Raw genomic sequence first — 14,103 nt, forward strand, 5'->3', positions numbered from 1 at the left:
CCGGTGCTCGACGCCGGTAAACGTGCACAAATCGCGCGGTTTACTGGGCGGGCAGGACGTGCTCTGCGGTCTTGTCGGTGCTCAGGCACAGCGAGCAGATGAAGCCGTTGCCGGTCGCCGATGTGAGCATATCCGGCCGCTCGTAATCATGATGGCAGACATGGCATTTGAGGTGATCGTCAGCCGGGTTGCCGTGCTCGTCGAACATCGGCAGGTCGATGTCGTCGCTGGTGCGGCGCAGGTAGTACTTGCCCTTGGTGGCGATGGCGAAGAGGGGCGGGAGCACCAGGGCCAGGCCGATCGCCACCAGCGGCGAGTAGGGCCGGATGGCCTCACCCAGTCCGCCGAAGAACGCGATGACCGACAGGCCCGCCGCGATCAGCATCGAGCCGAAACCGACCGGGTTGAACGCGTAGAGCATGCCGCGCCGGAACTCGGGCACCTTCGGTGACAACTTGAGCAGGTACTTGTTGAACACGATGTCACTGGCCACCACCACGACCCAGGCCATACCGCAGTTGGCGTAGAAGCCCAGGATCGTGTTGAGGAAGTCGAACATGTTGGCTTCCATCAGGATCAGCGCGATCAGCAGGTTGACACCGAGGAACACCAATCGGCCCGGGTAGGTCTTGGTGACCCGGGTGAACGAGTTCGTCCACGCCAGCGAACCGGAGTACGCGTTGGTCACGTTGATCTTGATCTGGCTGATCACCACGAGCACGACGGCCAGGGTCATGGCCAGCCAACCGGGCAGGAAGTTCTGGTAGATCTCCAGGAACTGATGCACCGGCTGGTTGGCGATACCGGCGCTGCCGGCGACGTTGGCGATCAGGTAGACGGCCAGGAACAGACCGACGATCTGCTTGATGGCGCCGAAGATCACCCAGCCGGGGCCGGCCAGGAACATCCACGTCCACCAGCTGCGCTTGTTCTCCGGGGTCTTGGGCGGCATGAACCGCAGGTAGTCGTTCTGCTCGGCGATCTGCGCGATGAGTGACAGACAGACGCCCGCGGCCAGCAGCGTGGAGCCGATGTCGAAGCCCTTGACCCCGTTCTCACCCTGGTAGGCGAAGAACTGGCCGACCGATTCCGGGTGGCTGATCACCAGGTAGCCGAACGGCGCCACCATCAGGATCAACCACAGTGGGGTGGTCCACACCTGCAGTGTGGACAGCACTTTCATGCCGTAGATGACCAGCGGGAAGATGATGAGCGTGGAGGCCGCGTAGCCCAGCCACAGGGGGATGCCCAACCCGAGTTTGAGGCCCTGGGCCATGATCGAGCCCTCGAGGGCGAAGAAGATGAAGGTGAACGTCGCGAAGATGACATTGGTGACGACCGACCCGTAGTAACCGAAGCCGCTGCCGCGGGTGACCAGGTCGAGGTCGATGTTGTAGCGCGCCGAGTAGTAGGCCACCGGGAATCCGGTCAGCATCACCACGACGGCGAAGATGAAGATGCCCCACAGCGCGTTCGTGGTGCCGTAGGAGATGCCGATATTGGCGCCGATGGCGAAGTCGGCCAGGTAGGCGATACCGCCGAGGGCCGAGATGCCGACCACCCGGGTGGACCACTTCCGATAGCTGCGCGGGGCGAAGCGCAGCGTGTAGTCCTCGAGGGTTTCCTTGGTGGCGGTGAGCCGGTCGTCGGGGTCGACGGAAGTGCCGGCCGGCTCGTCCGTGAGCTCTTGTGTCATGGTCAGCAAACTTATGGGGGCCATGTTTCGCCCGTATCACCGTGGCGTTGCCCTCAGACTGCGCCCAGCTGTGGGTGGTAGGACTGATTTGGTGACACGCATGACGAGGTGGGCGGCGGTGCTGGCGGCCGTGAGTGCCGTCGTGTTCATCGTTGTTCTCGTCGCGGTGCTGACTCATGCCGAGTGGCTGGCAACTATCGACGCGGCGATCCTGGATCCGCTGCACCGTTACGGTCTGGACCACCGGGGCTGGGTGCGGGGTTGGACGATCTTCTGCGACGTGTTCCATCCCGGAGTGTTGCGGGTCGTGGGCGGAATCTGCATCGTCGTAGCCCTACTTCGGCGCCGGTTTCGGGTGGCGCTTTTCCTGACGCTGTCGGTGGAGTTATCCGGTCTGCTGGTCACCGTGTTGAAGAACGCGGTGCGCCGGCCCCGCCCGTCCTTCGATCTTGCCTATGAGCCGTCCTGGTCCTTCCCATCCGGGCATGCGCTCGGGGATATGGCCGCCGTGCTGGCACTGACGGTGGTGGCCTGGGAGCTGTTGGGGCACCGCCGGCGGACGCCGGTGATCGTCGCGGGCGCGGTGATCGTCATCGGGATCGGGGTGGGGCGGGTGGTGCTCAACGTGCACAACCCCTCCGACGTGCTGGCCGGCTGGGCGCTGGGCTATCTGTGGGTGCTCGGGTGTTTGCCCGTGCTGAGACGAAGGACCGTCACCAGGCCTGTCGACCCAGGGGCCGAAACACCGGCAGCGCTCGGTACAGCACCTTGAACGTGGCCTCCTCGCAGGAGTTCTCCACCTCTCCGTCATGGGCCACCGGTGTCGGTCCGTCGACCGCCACAAAACTGAACTCGGGCACCCGCAGCTCGTGGTACAGCGGGCTGCGCACCAGACGTCCCAGCATGAGGGAGGTCAGGACGCGTACCCGGGCGAACCGGCGTCCGGTCTCCAGGATGCGGATATCGATCAGGCCGTCGTCCATCCGGCTGCGCCGGGACGGGGCGAAACCCGACGGCGCGTACACCGAATTGCCGAGGAAGAACAACGAGGTCTGCAGGGTCGTGTTGTCGAACGCGATGCGCACGGCCTGATCGCTGCGCAGCGTGCGCCACAACGCGTACGCCCCGGCCAGCGGCTTGCCGATCCGGTGTTCGAGCTTCTCCCGGACCCGCACGAACGCCGGGTAGGCGCCGATGCTGGCGGTGTTGATCACGGTATCGGCCTCGTTGAAGCGAATGACGTCCACGTGCGCGGCGTGCCCGTTGCGGATCGCGGACACCGTCGCGGCCACGGTGTCACAGCCGATGTCCTTGGCGAAGTGGTTGAAGGTCCCGCCCGGGAACACGGCGAGCGGTAATCCGGCGTCGACGGCGATGCCGGCCGCGCACGACACGGTGCCGTCACCACCACCGACGGCCAGCACCTCGGCCCGGGCGGCGGCCGCCCGTAGCGCGTCGGCGATGTCGTCACCTTCGCCGACCTCGACGATCTCGGCCCGGGGCAGCTGCGCCTTCACCTCGTCGACGACCCGGGCGCCGGTGCCGCTGCCCGAGGCCGGGTTGATGACCAGCACGACGCCTTCGCCGGCGGGGCGCGGCGGGGTGTCCAGGCGCAGCAGTTCCGAGGCCGTCGGCGGGGCCTCGACGATCGGCGGGACGATACGGGCACCGAGCACCGCCACGGCCGCGCCGATACCGAATCCGGCGAAGACATCACCGGGGTAGTGCGCGCCGGTCGCCACCCGGGACAACCCGACGAGCCCGGCGAGCAGGGCCAGCCCGAAACCCAGCGGGGGGCTTTCCAGACCGACACCCACGGCGAACGCGGCTGCGCTGGCCGAATGTCCCGACGGCAGCGAGTTCGATGTCGGGTTGCGCAGGGACCGGCGGATCAGCGGGACCGGGGTGCGATCCGGCCGCGGCCGTTTCCACAGCCGTTTGGCGCCCTGATTGGTGACCAGGCTGGTCACGGCCAATGTCATCAGACCGCGAGTGGCCCCGCGCCGCATCGAGGGGGTACCGACCGCGGTCAGCGCGGCGCCGATGCCGATCCAGAGTTTGGAATGGTCGGCCGCGGAGGTCAGCCTGGGCATGACGGAGTCCAGCAACGGGCTGGGGGATTCGGCGATCGCCTCGAAGATCTCGCGGTCCAGGGTGCCCAAACCCTGGCCGATCTGCTGGAGTCCGCGAGCCCGCCGTCCGATCATTTCTCCAACCTACGCAGCGCGCTCCCTGGCCAGATGCCGCCCGTGTCCAAACCTTGACTTGACCCGCGCGGTGCCGGCTGCAGACGATGGACGGATGCGCCGACTGCTGATGCTGTGTGCGGCGATGCTCCTGTGCGGTGCGGGGTCGGTGCCGCCGGTGGCCCGCGCGGTGGACACCCCGTGGTTCGCCGATTCTGTCGGCGCCGCGACTCAGGTCATCTCGGTTGTCGGCGTGGGCGGTTCGTCGGCGAAAATGGATGTCTGGCAGCGCACGACGGCGGGCTGGGAGCCGATCGGCGTGGGAATCCCGGCGCATATCGGGGCCAACGGAATGGCACCGCAGACCCACGACGGCGAAATGAAAACCCCGATGGGCATATTCACCCTCGACTTCGCCTTCGGCACGCAGCCCAACCCGGGCGGTGGGCTGCAGTACGTCCAGGTCGGTTCGGATCACTGGTGGGACGGCGATATGAAGAGCCCGACCTACAACACCATGCAGGTGTGCAAGAAGGCGCAGTGTCCGTTCGACACCGACCCGAGCAGCGGTACCGAGAACCTCAAGATTCCGCAGTACGCCCACGCCGTGGTGATGGGCGTGAACAAGGCCAGGGTGCCCGGTAACGGTGGGGCGTTCTTCCTGCACTCCACCGACGGGGGTGCGACGGCGGGCTGCGTCGCGATCGACGACGCCACCCTGGTGAAGATCATGCAGTGGCTGCAGCCGGGCGCGCTGATCGCCGTCGCGAAATAGGCACGGGCGAACCCGTCAGATATCCCGTCAGATGTTCAGCGCACGACCGGGTTTCAGGGAGAACTTCAGGCCCTCCAGCGACATCGTGGCGTCGTAGGTGCGGTCATAGGACGTCGCGCTGATCTTCCAGCCGTCCGGTGTGCGGCGGTATCGGTCGTGGTAGAACGCCGCACCGATGAGCATGAAGTTGAAGTCGGGAGCGATGACGCGGTCCTGCAGGTACCAGGTCGCCGAGGCTTCGTCGGGTCCGTCGAGGGTGATCTCGGGGTGGTCCACCCGGTGCTCGGTGATGATCTCCGGTCCCAGCGACGTGCGCATGAAGTTCACCAGCGCATCGCGGTCGGTGAAATGCAGTTCGTTGCCCAGGGATGGCCCGTAGTCGCCCTTGACATCCTCGGCGAGGGTATCGGCGAAGTCCTCCCAGTGCTTGGTGTCCAGTGCCCGCAGGTACCGGTATTTGACCTGTTTGATCGCTTCGAATTCACCCAAGGTGTCACCCATACCCGACATTGCAGCACACCTGTGGTCCGTCGGAAGCCGGTCCGGGCCACGAAGTTCGTCGACGCCGTCGTCAAATATCCGTGTGCGCGCCTGCTGCCCGATTCGGTGCCGGCCCGGGTCGGCACCGGGCCGGCCGAATTGCGCAAACTCTCCCCGCTGCCCGCTGCCGCGGGGGAAGCAGGCAAAGCTGGTTCACAACTGATCCAAAAGTTCAGTGCCGGAACGTAGTTCGAATCGGCGCGGTGTGTCCGTTCGTCGGGGTGGTGGTGGGGCGGCTAAGCTGTGCTCAATATGAGCGACCCCTTGGGGTTGTCGATCGGGACGACCAATCTGGTCGCGACGAGTGTCGGCGGCCAGTCTGTGACCCGACGCGCTGTGCTGACCCTGCCCACGCACGGCACGCCGGCTGTCGGCGTGTCCACAGAAGAGGGCCTGGTGCTCACCGGGTTCGTCGAGCGGGTGGGCGACCCGGTACCGCTGGTGGCATCCGACGGGTCGTCGTACGCCGCGGACGACCTCCTGGTCGAGGCGCTGGAAGCGATGATCGCTGCCGCCGGGGCGGACCCGGTGTCGCAGACGGCCATCGCCTTTCCCGCGCACTGGACCGCGGCGACGGTGCGGACGTTGCGCGCGGTCATCCGCACCAACCCGGTGCTCGCGCCGAGTGGCACTCCGCCGAGGCTGGTGTCCGACGCGGTGGCCGCGCTGACGTCGCTGCGCACCAACCCGGGCCTGCAGGGCGGCGGCCCGGTGGTGTTGCTCGATTTCGGGGGCGGCGGCACCAGTATCACGCTCGTGGACGCCGGAGCCGCGTTCGAGCCGTTGGACGAGACGCTGCGGGTGACGGAGTTCTCCGGTGATCTGATCGACCAGGCGGTGCTGACGAAGGTGCTGGCAGCGGTCGGTGGCACCGATCCCGCCGCCACCGCCGCGGTCGGACTGCTTGGGCAGCTGCGCGAGGAATGCCGCCACGCCAAGGAAAGACTGTCGGCGGTCACCGCCACCGAGGTGCCCGTGGCGCTGCCGGGGGAGCGGTCGGTGGTCCGTCTCACCCGTGCCGAACTGGAGGAGCTGCTTGCCGAGCCGTTCGCCGAGGTGCTGGCGGCCCTGGATAATCTGTTGCAGCGCAACAGGATCACCTTTTCCGACCTGTCCGCGGTGGCGACCGTCGGCGGTGGCGCGAGCATTCCGCTGATCACCCAACTGCTTTCGGAACACACCAGGATCCCGGTGGTGACCACGCCGCAGCCGGCGCTCGATGCCGCGGTCGGCGCCGCGCTCTTCGCCGCCTACGGGGCCGAATCCGATCTGCGCACGGGGCTGGCACCGATCGCCGCGGACGCACCCACCGGGCTGGCGCCGGCGGCACCCGACGCGCCGACGGGACTTGCCGCAGCCGCCCAGGACATCCCGACCGAACTCGGGCCCGCAAGCGCGGGTGCGGTCGGCGCGCTGGCCTGGTCGCAGGACGATGACGCCACCGGTGAACCGGTCTCCTACGCCGGCGGGGAGATTCCGTATGCCACCGGAAATCCCTACGGCACCGAGAACCCGTACACGATCGACACCACCACACGGGCTGTGGCACAGCATGTTCCCGGCACGTACGACGACGCGCCGCGGGCCTGGCAGCGGCTGCCGATCCTGGTGTTCGCCGGTGCGGGCGTACTGACCCTGGTCGCCCTCGGAGGGGTGGCGATCGCGCTGACCGGCAACTCGGGCACGTCCACTCCTACACCGACGCCGGCACCGGCAACCCGGGCGATCACCCCGCCGCCGAGCGCAACGCCGCCCGCTGCGGTGGCGCCGCCGGCCACCGAGGCCCCGCCCCCCGTCCTCACCGTGACCACGGAGCCCCCGGCGCCGCCCCCGCCGCCGCAGACCCAGACCCCGGTGCCGGAGCAGACCGTCACGGTGACCAAGACGTACACCACGCACAGCACGACCACCACGACGACACCACCGACCACGACGACCACACCGCCGACCACGACCACCACCGAACCGACCACGACCACCACCGAGACGACCACCACGACCACGACGCCGGCGATGACCACCAGCTACATCAAGGTGCCGTTCCTGCCGGTGCCGATCCCGATCCAGGTGCCCAACCGGGGTGAGACCACTCAGACCACCTACCCGTACGCGCCGCAGTATCCGAACCAGCCGACCTACCCGTAAGTGCCCGGCTTGCGGTAACCGGCCATTAACGATTGCGCCAGCAATGTCACAGGTCGGGTTCAGCCAGCTTGCGGTTCCTGGCAGCACGATCAGGGCCATGAATACTCAAACGTCATGGCATTCGCGGCGCGCGGTTCTCGGCGTAATCGGGGCCGGCGCGATGATCACGCTCGGGGCGCTCAGCGCCACGCACGACGGTGGGGGCTCGGCCAGCATGCTGGCGGGCTCGGGCGATGCACCCGCCAACACGACCTACTCCTCCCCGGTCGTGAAGGCCGCCGACATGGGCGCGACGGCCACGTGGGAGGCGCCGTCGAATGTCGAGGCCACCACGATGGCGGTACCCGCGGTGAAGGCTGGACACTGATGAAACGGCTCGCCCTGGGCGTCGGACTTGCCGCCGTCACCGCCGGTGTGGTGGTGGCGATCAGCACCGGAAGTGCCGCCGCGGCAGGTACCGACGTGACCGGCCAGAAGTACAGTGACGCATCGTCGACGCTCAGCGGTGCCGGGTACACGGTGATCGTGGGCACCACCTTCGGCGACGAGCAGGGCCGCGACGACTGTGTCGTCGTCAACGCGGTACCGCGGACGGTAGCGGCGCCGGAGAACAGCTCCGGGTCGGCCACCAAGGAGATGGTCGTCTCGCTGAACTGCGATTCCGGCGCGGCGTCGAACAAGTCGGCGGGCTACTCGATGGGCAGCCCGGAAGGCCGGGCCGCCAAGGCTGCCGAAGAATCGGCGGCGGCGAAGGCGTCCGCGCAGGCATCCCCGGACTCGGGTGGTCAGTAGGTAGTCAGCCGGGCGGCAGGTCACCCGAACGCATCGATTCCCTGCCGAGGTGCTGTGATCCGTTCTGATCCGGTGGTGCGGCTTCTACGGTGAAAAGGTGTGCTGCGGCTCCTCTTCGACACCCCGACTGTCCACCCGTCGTGAGCTGCTGCGCTACGCGGTGGCCGCCCCCGTCGTCCTGGGCGCCGCGTCGGCGGTGCTCTCCGAAATGCCTGTGGCACATGCCGCCTCGAACGTGGCAGGCCGGATCGTGTTTCTCGATCCCGGGCACAACGGTGCCAACGACTCCTCGATCGTCCGGCAGGTGACGGACGGACGCGGCGCGACCAAGGAGTGCCAGACGACCGGCACCACCACCGACGCGGGTTATCCGGAGCACACCTTCAACTGGGACACCGTGGTGCGGATCCGGGCGGGGCTGAGCCAACTGGGCGTGCGGACGGCGCTGTCCCGGACCAATGACGATGCGCTGGGCCCGTGCGTCGATCAGCGTGCGGCCATGGCGAATTCGGTTCGCCCCGATGCGATCGTCAGCATCCACGCCGACGGCGGACCCCGGCAGGGCCGCGGGTTTCACGTGAACTACTCGGATCCACCACTGAACGCGGCGCAGGCCGGTCCGGCTCGGCGGCTGGCCCAGGCGATGCGCGACGAGTTGGTCGCGTGCGGTATGCAGCCGTCGACCTACCGTGGCACGGATGGGCTCTACGGGCGAGCCGATCTCGCCGGTCTCAATCTGGCTCAGTATCCGGCGATCCTGGTCGAGATGGGCAACATGAGGAACCCCGACGACGCGGCAGTGCTGACGGACGCGGGCACGCGCGCACGTCTTGCGGACGCCGTAACACGAGGGATTGCAGGCTATCTGCAGATGCTGGCGTGAGCGTCAGCCCGCCGGCGGATACGGCAGATTGCTGCTGGTCTGCGGATCGACCTGGACGGGACGGCCCACGTACGGGAAGGCCCGCTGCGGGCACGCCGACCGGTCGCAGATCCGGCAGCCCGCGCCGATCGGCACGGTGGCATTCGGGTCGGTGAGATCGATACCCACCGAGTAGACGAGTTTGTCGGCGTGTGCCAGATCGCAGCCCAGGCCGATGGCGAAGCGTTTGGGTGTACCGAGATACCGGCTCGGGGTCGACGCCGATGTCTTGGCGAGCCAGAAGTAATTGCGCCCGTCGGGCATCTGTGCCACCTGGGTGAGGAACTCTCCGGGGCGTGAGAACGCATGGTGGACCACCCACAGCGGACAGTTGCCACCCACCCGCGAGAAGTGGAATGCCGTGGCAGACTGGCGCTTCGAGATGTTCCCGGCGCTGTCGGTACGGACGAAGATGAACGGCACACCCCGCGCATCCGGTCGCTGAAGGGTGGACAACCGGTGGCAGATGGTCTCGAAACTGACCTCGAACCGGCGGGCCAACTGGTCGATGTCATAGCGTAATTGCTCAGCGGCACCGAGGAATTCCCGGTACGGCAGCAGGAGAGCGCCGGCGAAATAGTTGGCCAGCCCGATATGCGCCACATCCCGAGCCTCGGCACTGAGTTGGCTGTCGGTCGCCACGATCGCGGCGATGAGCTCGGAATGCAGCAGCAGGGCGAGTTGGGTGGCCAGCTGGAAGGCCCGCTGGCCGGGCAGCAGCCAGCGCGCCAGGTGGAGCACCTTGGCCTCGGGCTGGTAGCGCCGCTTGACGTTGGCGCCCAACGCATCACCGTCGTCCACCAGCACCGTGATCCCGAACGTGTCGGCCAGCAGGGTGGCCAGCTGGCCGTCCAGCCCGCCGACCCGTAGCCGGTGGGTGCTCCGAAGCTCCTCGGCCGCGCGGTCGAGTGCGTCGATGTAGTTGCGCCGGTCGTAGAAGAAGTCCCGCACCTCCTCGAACGGCATCGGCTGCTGGGCCCCGGACTGACTGTCCAGATTGGCGCGCCCGTGCACCGATTCGAGTTCGGCGGTGGCGTCGTGCAGGCGCCGATGCAGGTTGACCATGGTCTGCCCGACCTCGGGCATGCGCGCCACGAGTTCCTCGATCTGCGCCGTCGTGGCGGGTCCGTCGGAGAGGATCTCGCGCAGGTCGGTCACCAGCCGGGCGTCGGCATCGGCGGTGAAGTAGTGGGTGGGGAGATCGAAGCGGTCGGCCAGGGCGAGCAGTACGGAGACGGTGATCGGCCGCTGGTCGTTCTCCAACTGATTGACGTAACTGGTGGACAGACCGAGGGCGCGCGCCAGTGCGACCTGGGTCAGGCCCCTCTCGTCGCGCAACCGTCTCAGCCGGGCGCCCGCGAACATCTTCGCCACCGGGTCAAGGCTACCGCCCACGGAGTTCGCAACATTCGCAAAATGAGTGAGGAAAGGACACAAAATTACGCACTTACAGGCACTTTCCGCGGCTCGGCGCCCTGCGTAGCGTGCGAAACATGCGTGAACATGACGTCAGGACCCGGCGCAGCGCCGACGAATTCCCCCGCACCGAGCACCTCGCCTGGAAGATCGCCGAGGTGGCGGCGGACCCCGTCGCAGTCCTGCCGGAGACCGAGGCGATGGTGATCAACCGGCTCATCGACAACGCGGCGGTCTCAGCGGCATCGGTGATTCGCCGTCCCGTCACCGTGGCCCGGACCCAGGCCCTGGCCCACCCGTGCCGCAAGGGCGCGGCTGTGTTCGGCGTCGAGGGCCGGGTGTCGGCCGAGTGGGCGGCGTGGGCCAACGGGGTGGCGGTGCGTGAGCTCGACTTCCATGACACCTTCCTGGCCGCCGAGTATTCGCACCCGGGGGACAACATCCCGGCCCTGGTCGCCGTCGCACAGCAGCTCGGCGTCCGCGGGTCCGACCTGATCCGTGGCATCGTCACCGCTTACGAGGTTCAGGTCGATCTCGTCAAGGGAATCTGCCTGCACGAGCACAAGATCGACCACGTCGCCCATCTCGGCCCGTCGGTCGCCGCCGGGCTCGGCACCATGTTGCGTCTGGATCCGGAGACCATCTATGCGGCCGTCGGGCAGGCGCTGCACCTGACGACCGCGACCCGGCAGTCCCGCAAGGGCTCGATCTCCAGCTGGAAGGCCTTCGCGCCGGCATGGGCCGGCAAGGTGGCCATCGAGGCGGTCGACCGGGCGATGCGCGGCGAGGGGGCGCCGGCCCCGATCTGGGAGGGCGAGGACGGCGTGATCGCCTGGCTGCTGGGCGGACCCGAGCGCACCTACCACGTGCCGCTTCCGGAACCGGGTGAACCCAAGTGCGCGATCCTGGACACCTACACCAAGGAACACTCCGCCGAATACCAGAGCCAGGCGCCGATCGACCTGGCGCGGCGCCTGCGCGAGCGCTTGATCGGTTCGGGAGCCGACCTGGACCAGATCGCCTCGATCGTGCTGCACACCAGCCATCACACCCACGTGGTGATCGGCACCGGCTCCGGTGATCCCCAGAAGTTCGACCCGGACGCCACCCGCGAGACGCTGGACCACTCGGTGCCCTACATCTTCGCGGTCGCCCTGCAGGACGGCACCTGGCATCACGAGCGGTCCTATGCGCCAGAGCGCGCGCACCGCGCCGACACCATCGAGCTGTGGAGCAAGATCTGCACCGTCGAGGATCCCGCATGGACCCGGCGCTACCACTCGAATGACCCCGCCGAGAAGGCGTTCGGCGCCAGGGCGGTGGTGACGTTGAAGAGTGGCGAGACGATCGTCGACGAACTCGCCGTCGCCGACGCGCATCCGCTGGGCGCCCGCCCGTTCGCCCGCGCGCAGTACATCGCCAAATTCACCGAACTCGCCGACGGCGTGGTGGAATCCGCAGAGCGGCAACGCTTCCTGGATCTCGTCGACGGTGTCGCCGCGATCAGACCCGGCGGGCTGGATGCGCTGAACGTCCGGGTCGACCCGCGGGTGCTGGACAAGGCGCCGACGATCCCGTCCGGGATCTTCCGGTGACCGGCCTTCTGGGCGCGGCCACCTCGGCGGCCGACAAACGCACGAGGTTTCGCGACGCACTGAACTCCGGTCGACTGCAACGCTTCCCGGGTGCCTTCTCGCCGCTGGTCGCCAAACTGGTCGCGGATATCGGCTTCGACGGCGTGTATGTGTCCGGCGCGGTGCTCTCCGCCGACCTCGGCCTGCCCGATATCGGGCTGACCACGCTGACCGAGGTGACCGGCCGGGGCGCGCAGATCGCCTCCGCGACTGACCTGCCGACCCTCGTCGATGCCGACACCGGATTCGGCGAACCGATGAATGTGGCGCGCACCGTCACGCTGGTCGAAGAGGCGGGCCTGGCCGGGTTGCACCTGGAAGATCAGGTCAACCCGAAACGGTGCGGGCATCTCGACGGCAAGGCCGTGGTCGACATCGCGACGATGGTGAAACGGCTGCGAGCCGCGGTGGCCGCCCGCCGCGATCCCCACTTCGTCATCTGCGCCCGCACCGACGCCGCGGGTATCGAGGGGATCCCCGCAGCGATCGAGCGCGCCAAGGCCTATGCCGATGCCGGTGCCGACCTGATCTTCACCGAGGCGCTGCACACGCCGGCCGATTTCGAGCAGTTTCGCGCGGCCGTGGCAACCCCACTGCTGGCCAATATGACCGAGTTCGGGAAATCGCCGCTGCTCACGGCGAGTCAGCTCGCCGAGATCGGCTACAACGCCGTCCTCTACCCGGTCACCACGCTGCGGCTGGCCATGCACGCGGTCGAGGCCGGACTCCGTGAAATCGAGAGCACCGGAACACAATCCGGGCTGGTCGATCACATGCAACACCGCAGTCGGCTCTACGAACTGCTGCGGTACGCCGAGTACAACCAATTCGATTCCGACATCTTCAACTTCAGCCTTCAGGGGGCGCAGCGATGAGCGTTGTCGAGGACAAGCCGCAGATCTACAAGGGACTGGCCGGAGTCGTGGTCGACACCACGGCCATCTCCAAGGTGGTCCCGGAGACGAACTCGTTGACCTACCGCGGATATCCGGTCCAAGATCTGGCCACCCACTGCAGCTTCGAGCAGGTCGCCTACCTGCTGTGGCACGGGGAGCTGCCGACCGATGCGGAACTGGCCCAGTTCACCCAGCGGGAACGGGCCTCGCGGCGCATCGACCGCTCCCTGCAGTCGCTGCTGGCCAAGCTGCCCGATACCTGCCACCCGATGGACGTGGTGCGCACCGCGATCAGCTACCTGGGCGCCGAGGACCCCGAGGAAGACGATGCCTCCGAATCGGCGAACTACGAGAAATCCCTTCGGATGTTCGCGGCGCTGCCCACGATCGTCGCCGCAGATATGCGCCGCCGGCGCGGCCTGGATCCGATCGCACCGCACAGTCATCTCAGCTACTCACAGAACTTTCTGCGGATGGCGCTGGGGGAAGTGCCCGACAAGGTGATCGTGGCGGCCTTCGAGCAGTCCATGGTGCTCTACGCCGAGCACAGCTTCAACGCGTCGACCTTCGCGGCCCGCGTCGTCACCTCGACGCAGTCCGATATCTACAGCGCCGTGACCGCGGCCATCGGTGCTCTCAAGGGTTCCCTGCACGGCGGTGCGAACGAGGCCGTCATGCACGACATGCTCGAAATCGGCTCAGCCGAGCGGGCTTCGGAGTGGTTACACGACAAGCTGTCCCGCAAAGAGAAGGTGATGGGGTTCGGGCACCGGGTCTACCGCAACGGTGACTCGCGGGTGCCGACCATGAAGGCCGCGTTCGAACGCGTCGCGATGGCGCGAGACGGGCGTCGCTGGGTGGATATCTACCACCGGCTGGAGCAGGACATGTTCGCGGCCACCGCGATCAAACCGAATCTGGATTTCCCTACCGGCCCGGCGTACTACCTGATGGGTTTCGACATCGCCAGCTTCACCCCTATCTTCGTGATGAGCCGGATCACCGGGTGGACCGCGCACATCATGGAGCAGGCCGCGTCCAATGCCCTCATCCGCCCGCTCAGTGAGTACCGCGGACATCCGCAGCGCGCCCTCACGTGAG

14 protein-coding genes are annotated in these 14,103 nt (G+C 67.4%); 10 read left to right on the forward strand and 4 right to left on the reverse strand.

The features are described 5' to 3' along the window. Positions 1-40 precede the first annotated feature (40 nt). Positions 41-1,696, reverse strand: coding sequence for a purine-cytosine permease family protein (locus FHU31_RS04065; protein ID WP_167156132.1), 1,656 nt, complete (start codon positions 1,694-1,696; stop codon positions 41-43). A 100-nt stretch (positions 1,697-1,796) separates the two neighbouring features. On the opposite strand from FHU31_RS04065, the gene FHU31_RS04070 reads away from it, so the two are divergent. After that, the gene (locus tag FHU31_RS04070) at positions 1,797-2,468 is read left to right on the forward strand and encodes a phosphatase PAP2 family protein (RefSeq protein WP_167156134.1); all 672 of its coding nucleotides are present in this window, start codon (positions 1,797-1,799) and stop codon (positions 2,466-2,468) included. Here FHU31_RS04070 and FHU31_RS04075 read toward each other — a convergent pair. Next, positions 2,410-3,903 (reverse strand): bifunctional phosphatase PAP2/diacylglycerol kinase family protein, encoded by a 1,494-nt coding sequence (locus FHU31_RS04075; protein ID WP_167156136.1) that lies wholly within the window; start codon positions 3,901-3,903, stop codon positions 2,410-2,412. The two genes, FHU31_RS04070 and FHU31_RS04075, sit on opposite strands and share 59 nt — an antisense overlap. Before the next feature lie 94 nt (positions 3,904-3,997). Here FHU31_RS04075 and FHU31_RS04080 point away from each other — a divergent pair, with 94 nt between their 5' ends. Further along, positions 3,998-4,657, forward strand: a complete 660-nt coding sequence (locus tag FHU31_RS04080; protein WP_167156137.1) for a L,D-transpeptidase family protein — start codon at positions 3,998-4,000, stop codon at positions 4,655-4,657. Between the two features lie 27 nt (positions 4,658-4,684). Here FHU31_RS04080 and FHU31_RS04085 read toward each other — a convergent pair whose 3' ends face one another. Then, positions 4,685-5,167, reverse strand: a complete 483-nt coding sequence (locus FHU31_RS04085; RefSeq protein WP_090358514.1) for a nuclear transport factor 2 family protein — start codon at positions 5,165-5,167, stop codon at positions 4,685-4,687. 12 nt (positions 5,168-5,179) lie between these two features. On the opposite strand from FHU31_RS04085, the gene FHU31_RS04090 reads away from it, so the two are divergent. The 5 genes from FHU31_RS04090 (at position 5,180) to FHU31_RS04110 (ending at position 9,017) form a co-directional block, all read left to right on the forward strand. Beyond that, positions 5,180-5,386, forward strand: a complete 207-nt coding sequence (locus tag FHU31_RS04090; protein ID WP_167156140.1) for a hypothetical protein — start codon at positions 5,180-5,182, stop codon at positions 5,384-5,386. A 63-nt stretch (positions 5,387-5,449) separates the two neighbouring features. Further along, on the forward strand, positions 5,450-7,342 hold the full coding sequence (locus FHU31_RS04095) for an Hsp70 family protein (protein WP_167156142.1): 1,893 nt from the start codon (positions 5,450-5,452) through the stop codon (positions 7,340-7,342). 97 nt (positions 7,343-7,439) lie between these two features. After that, a complete protein-coding gene (locus FHU31_RS04100; protein ID WP_181953092.1) occupies positions 7,440-7,709 on the forward strand; it encodes a hypothetical protein in 270 nt (89 codons plus the stop codon). Further along, complete coding sequence (locus tag FHU31_RS04105) at positions 7,709-8,134, forward strand: hypothetical protein (RefSeq protein WP_208410134.1); 426 nt, start codon at positions 7,709-7,711, stop codon at positions 8,132-8,134. The genes FHU31_RS04100 and FHU31_RS04105 overlap by 1 nt, the downstream gene beginning before the upstream one ends. Before the next feature lie 145 nt (positions 8,135-8,279). Then, positions 8,280-9,017, forward strand: a complete 738-nt coding sequence (locus tag FHU31_RS04110) for an Rv3717 family N-acetylmuramoyl-L-alanine amidase (protein WP_409371184.1) — start codon at positions 8,280-8,282, stop codon at positions 9,015-9,017. Between the two features lie 3 nt (positions 9,018-9,020). Here FHU31_RS04110 and FHU31_RS04115 read toward each other — a convergent pair whose 3' ends face one another. Next, positions 9,021-10,421, reverse strand: coding sequence for a short-chain fatty acyl-CoA regulator family protein (locus FHU31_RS04115; RefSeq protein ID WP_208410405.1), 1,401 nt, complete (start codon positions 10,419-10,421; stop codon positions 9,021-9,023). Between the two features lie 128 nt (positions 10,422-10,549). Between FHU31_RS04115 and prpD the strand changes: the two genes are divergently transcribed. The 3 genes from prpD to FHU31_RS04130 are packed head-to-tail and all read left to right on the forward strand — an operon-like array spanning position 10,550 to position 14,102. Then, complete coding sequence (gene prpD / locus FHU31_RS04120) at positions 10,550-12,067, forward strand: 2-methylcitrate dehydratase PrpD (protein WP_208410135.1); 1,518 nt, start codon at positions 10,550-10,552, stop codon at positions 12,065-12,067. Then, complete coding sequence (gene prpB / locus FHU31_RS04125; protein ID WP_167156148.1) at positions 12,064-12,981, forward strand: methylisocitrate lyase; 918 nt, start codon at positions 12,064-12,066, stop codon at positions 12,979-12,981. Before prpD ends, prpB begins: the two co-directional genes overlap by 4 nt. Beyond that, entirely contained in the window at positions 12,978-14,102 is a 1,125-nt protein-coding gene (locus FHU31_RS04130; protein ID WP_167156150.1) for a bifunctional 2-methylcitrate synthase/citrate synthase, read from the forward strand. The genes prpB and FHU31_RS04130 overlap by 4 nt, the downstream gene beginning before the upstream one ends. Position 14,103: the final 1 nt, after the last annotated feature.

The organism is Mycolicibacterium fluoranthenivorans, from assembly GCF_011758805.1.
Lineage (GTDB): Bacteria > Actinomycetota > Actinomycetes > Mycobacteriales > Mycobacteriaceae > Mycobacterium > Mycobacterium fluoranthenivorans.

Excerpts from the sequence above, each read along its gene's own strand:
- FHU31_RS04080 (WP_167156137.1), top strand. The coding sequence starts at position 3,998 with ATGCGCCGACTGCTGATGCTGTGTGCGGCGATGCTCCTGTGCGGTGCG.
- FHU31_RS04075 (WP_167156136.1), bottom strand. The coding sequence starts at position 3,903 with ATGATCGGACGGCGGGCTCGCGGACTCCAGCAGATCGGCCAGGGTTTG.
- FHU31_RS04130 (WP_167156150.1), top strand. The coding sequence starts at position 12,978 with ATGAGCGTTGTCGAGGACAAGCCGCAGATCTACAAGGGACTGGCCGGA.
- FHU31_RS04105 (WP_208410134.1), top strand. The coding sequence starts at position 7,709 with ATGAAACGGCTCGCCCTGGGCGTCGGACTTGCCGCCGTCACCGCCGGT.
- FHU31_RS04070 (WP_167156134.1), top strand. The coding sequence starts at position 1,797 with ATGACGAGGTGGGCGGCGGTGCTGGCGGCCGTGAGTGCCGTCGTGTTC.
- FHU31_RS04065 (WP_167156132.1), bottom strand. The coding sequence starts at position 1,696 with ATGACACAAGAGCTCACGGACGAGCCGGCCGGCACTTCCGTCGACCCC.
- FHU31_RS04115 (WP_208410405.1), bottom strand. The coding sequence starts at position 10,421 with ATGTTCGCGGGCGCCCGGCTGAGACGGTTGCGCGACGAGAGGGGCCTG.
- FHU31_RS04085 (WP_090358514.1), bottom strand. The coding sequence starts at position 5,167 with ATGTCGGGTATGGGTGACACCTTGGGTGAATTCGAAGCGATCAAACAG.
- prpD (WP_208410135.1), top strand. The coding sequence starts at position 10,550 with ATGCGTGAACATGACGTCAGGACCCGGCGCAGCGCCGACGAATTCCCC.
- FHU31_RS04100 (WP_181953092.1), top strand. The coding sequence starts at position 7,440 with ATGAATACTCAAACGTCATGGCATTCGCGGCGCGCGGTTCTCGGCGTA.
- FHU31_RS04095 (WP_167156142.1), top strand. The coding sequence starts at position 5,450 with ATGAGCGACCCCTTGGGGTTGTCGATCGGGACGACCAATCTGGTCGCG.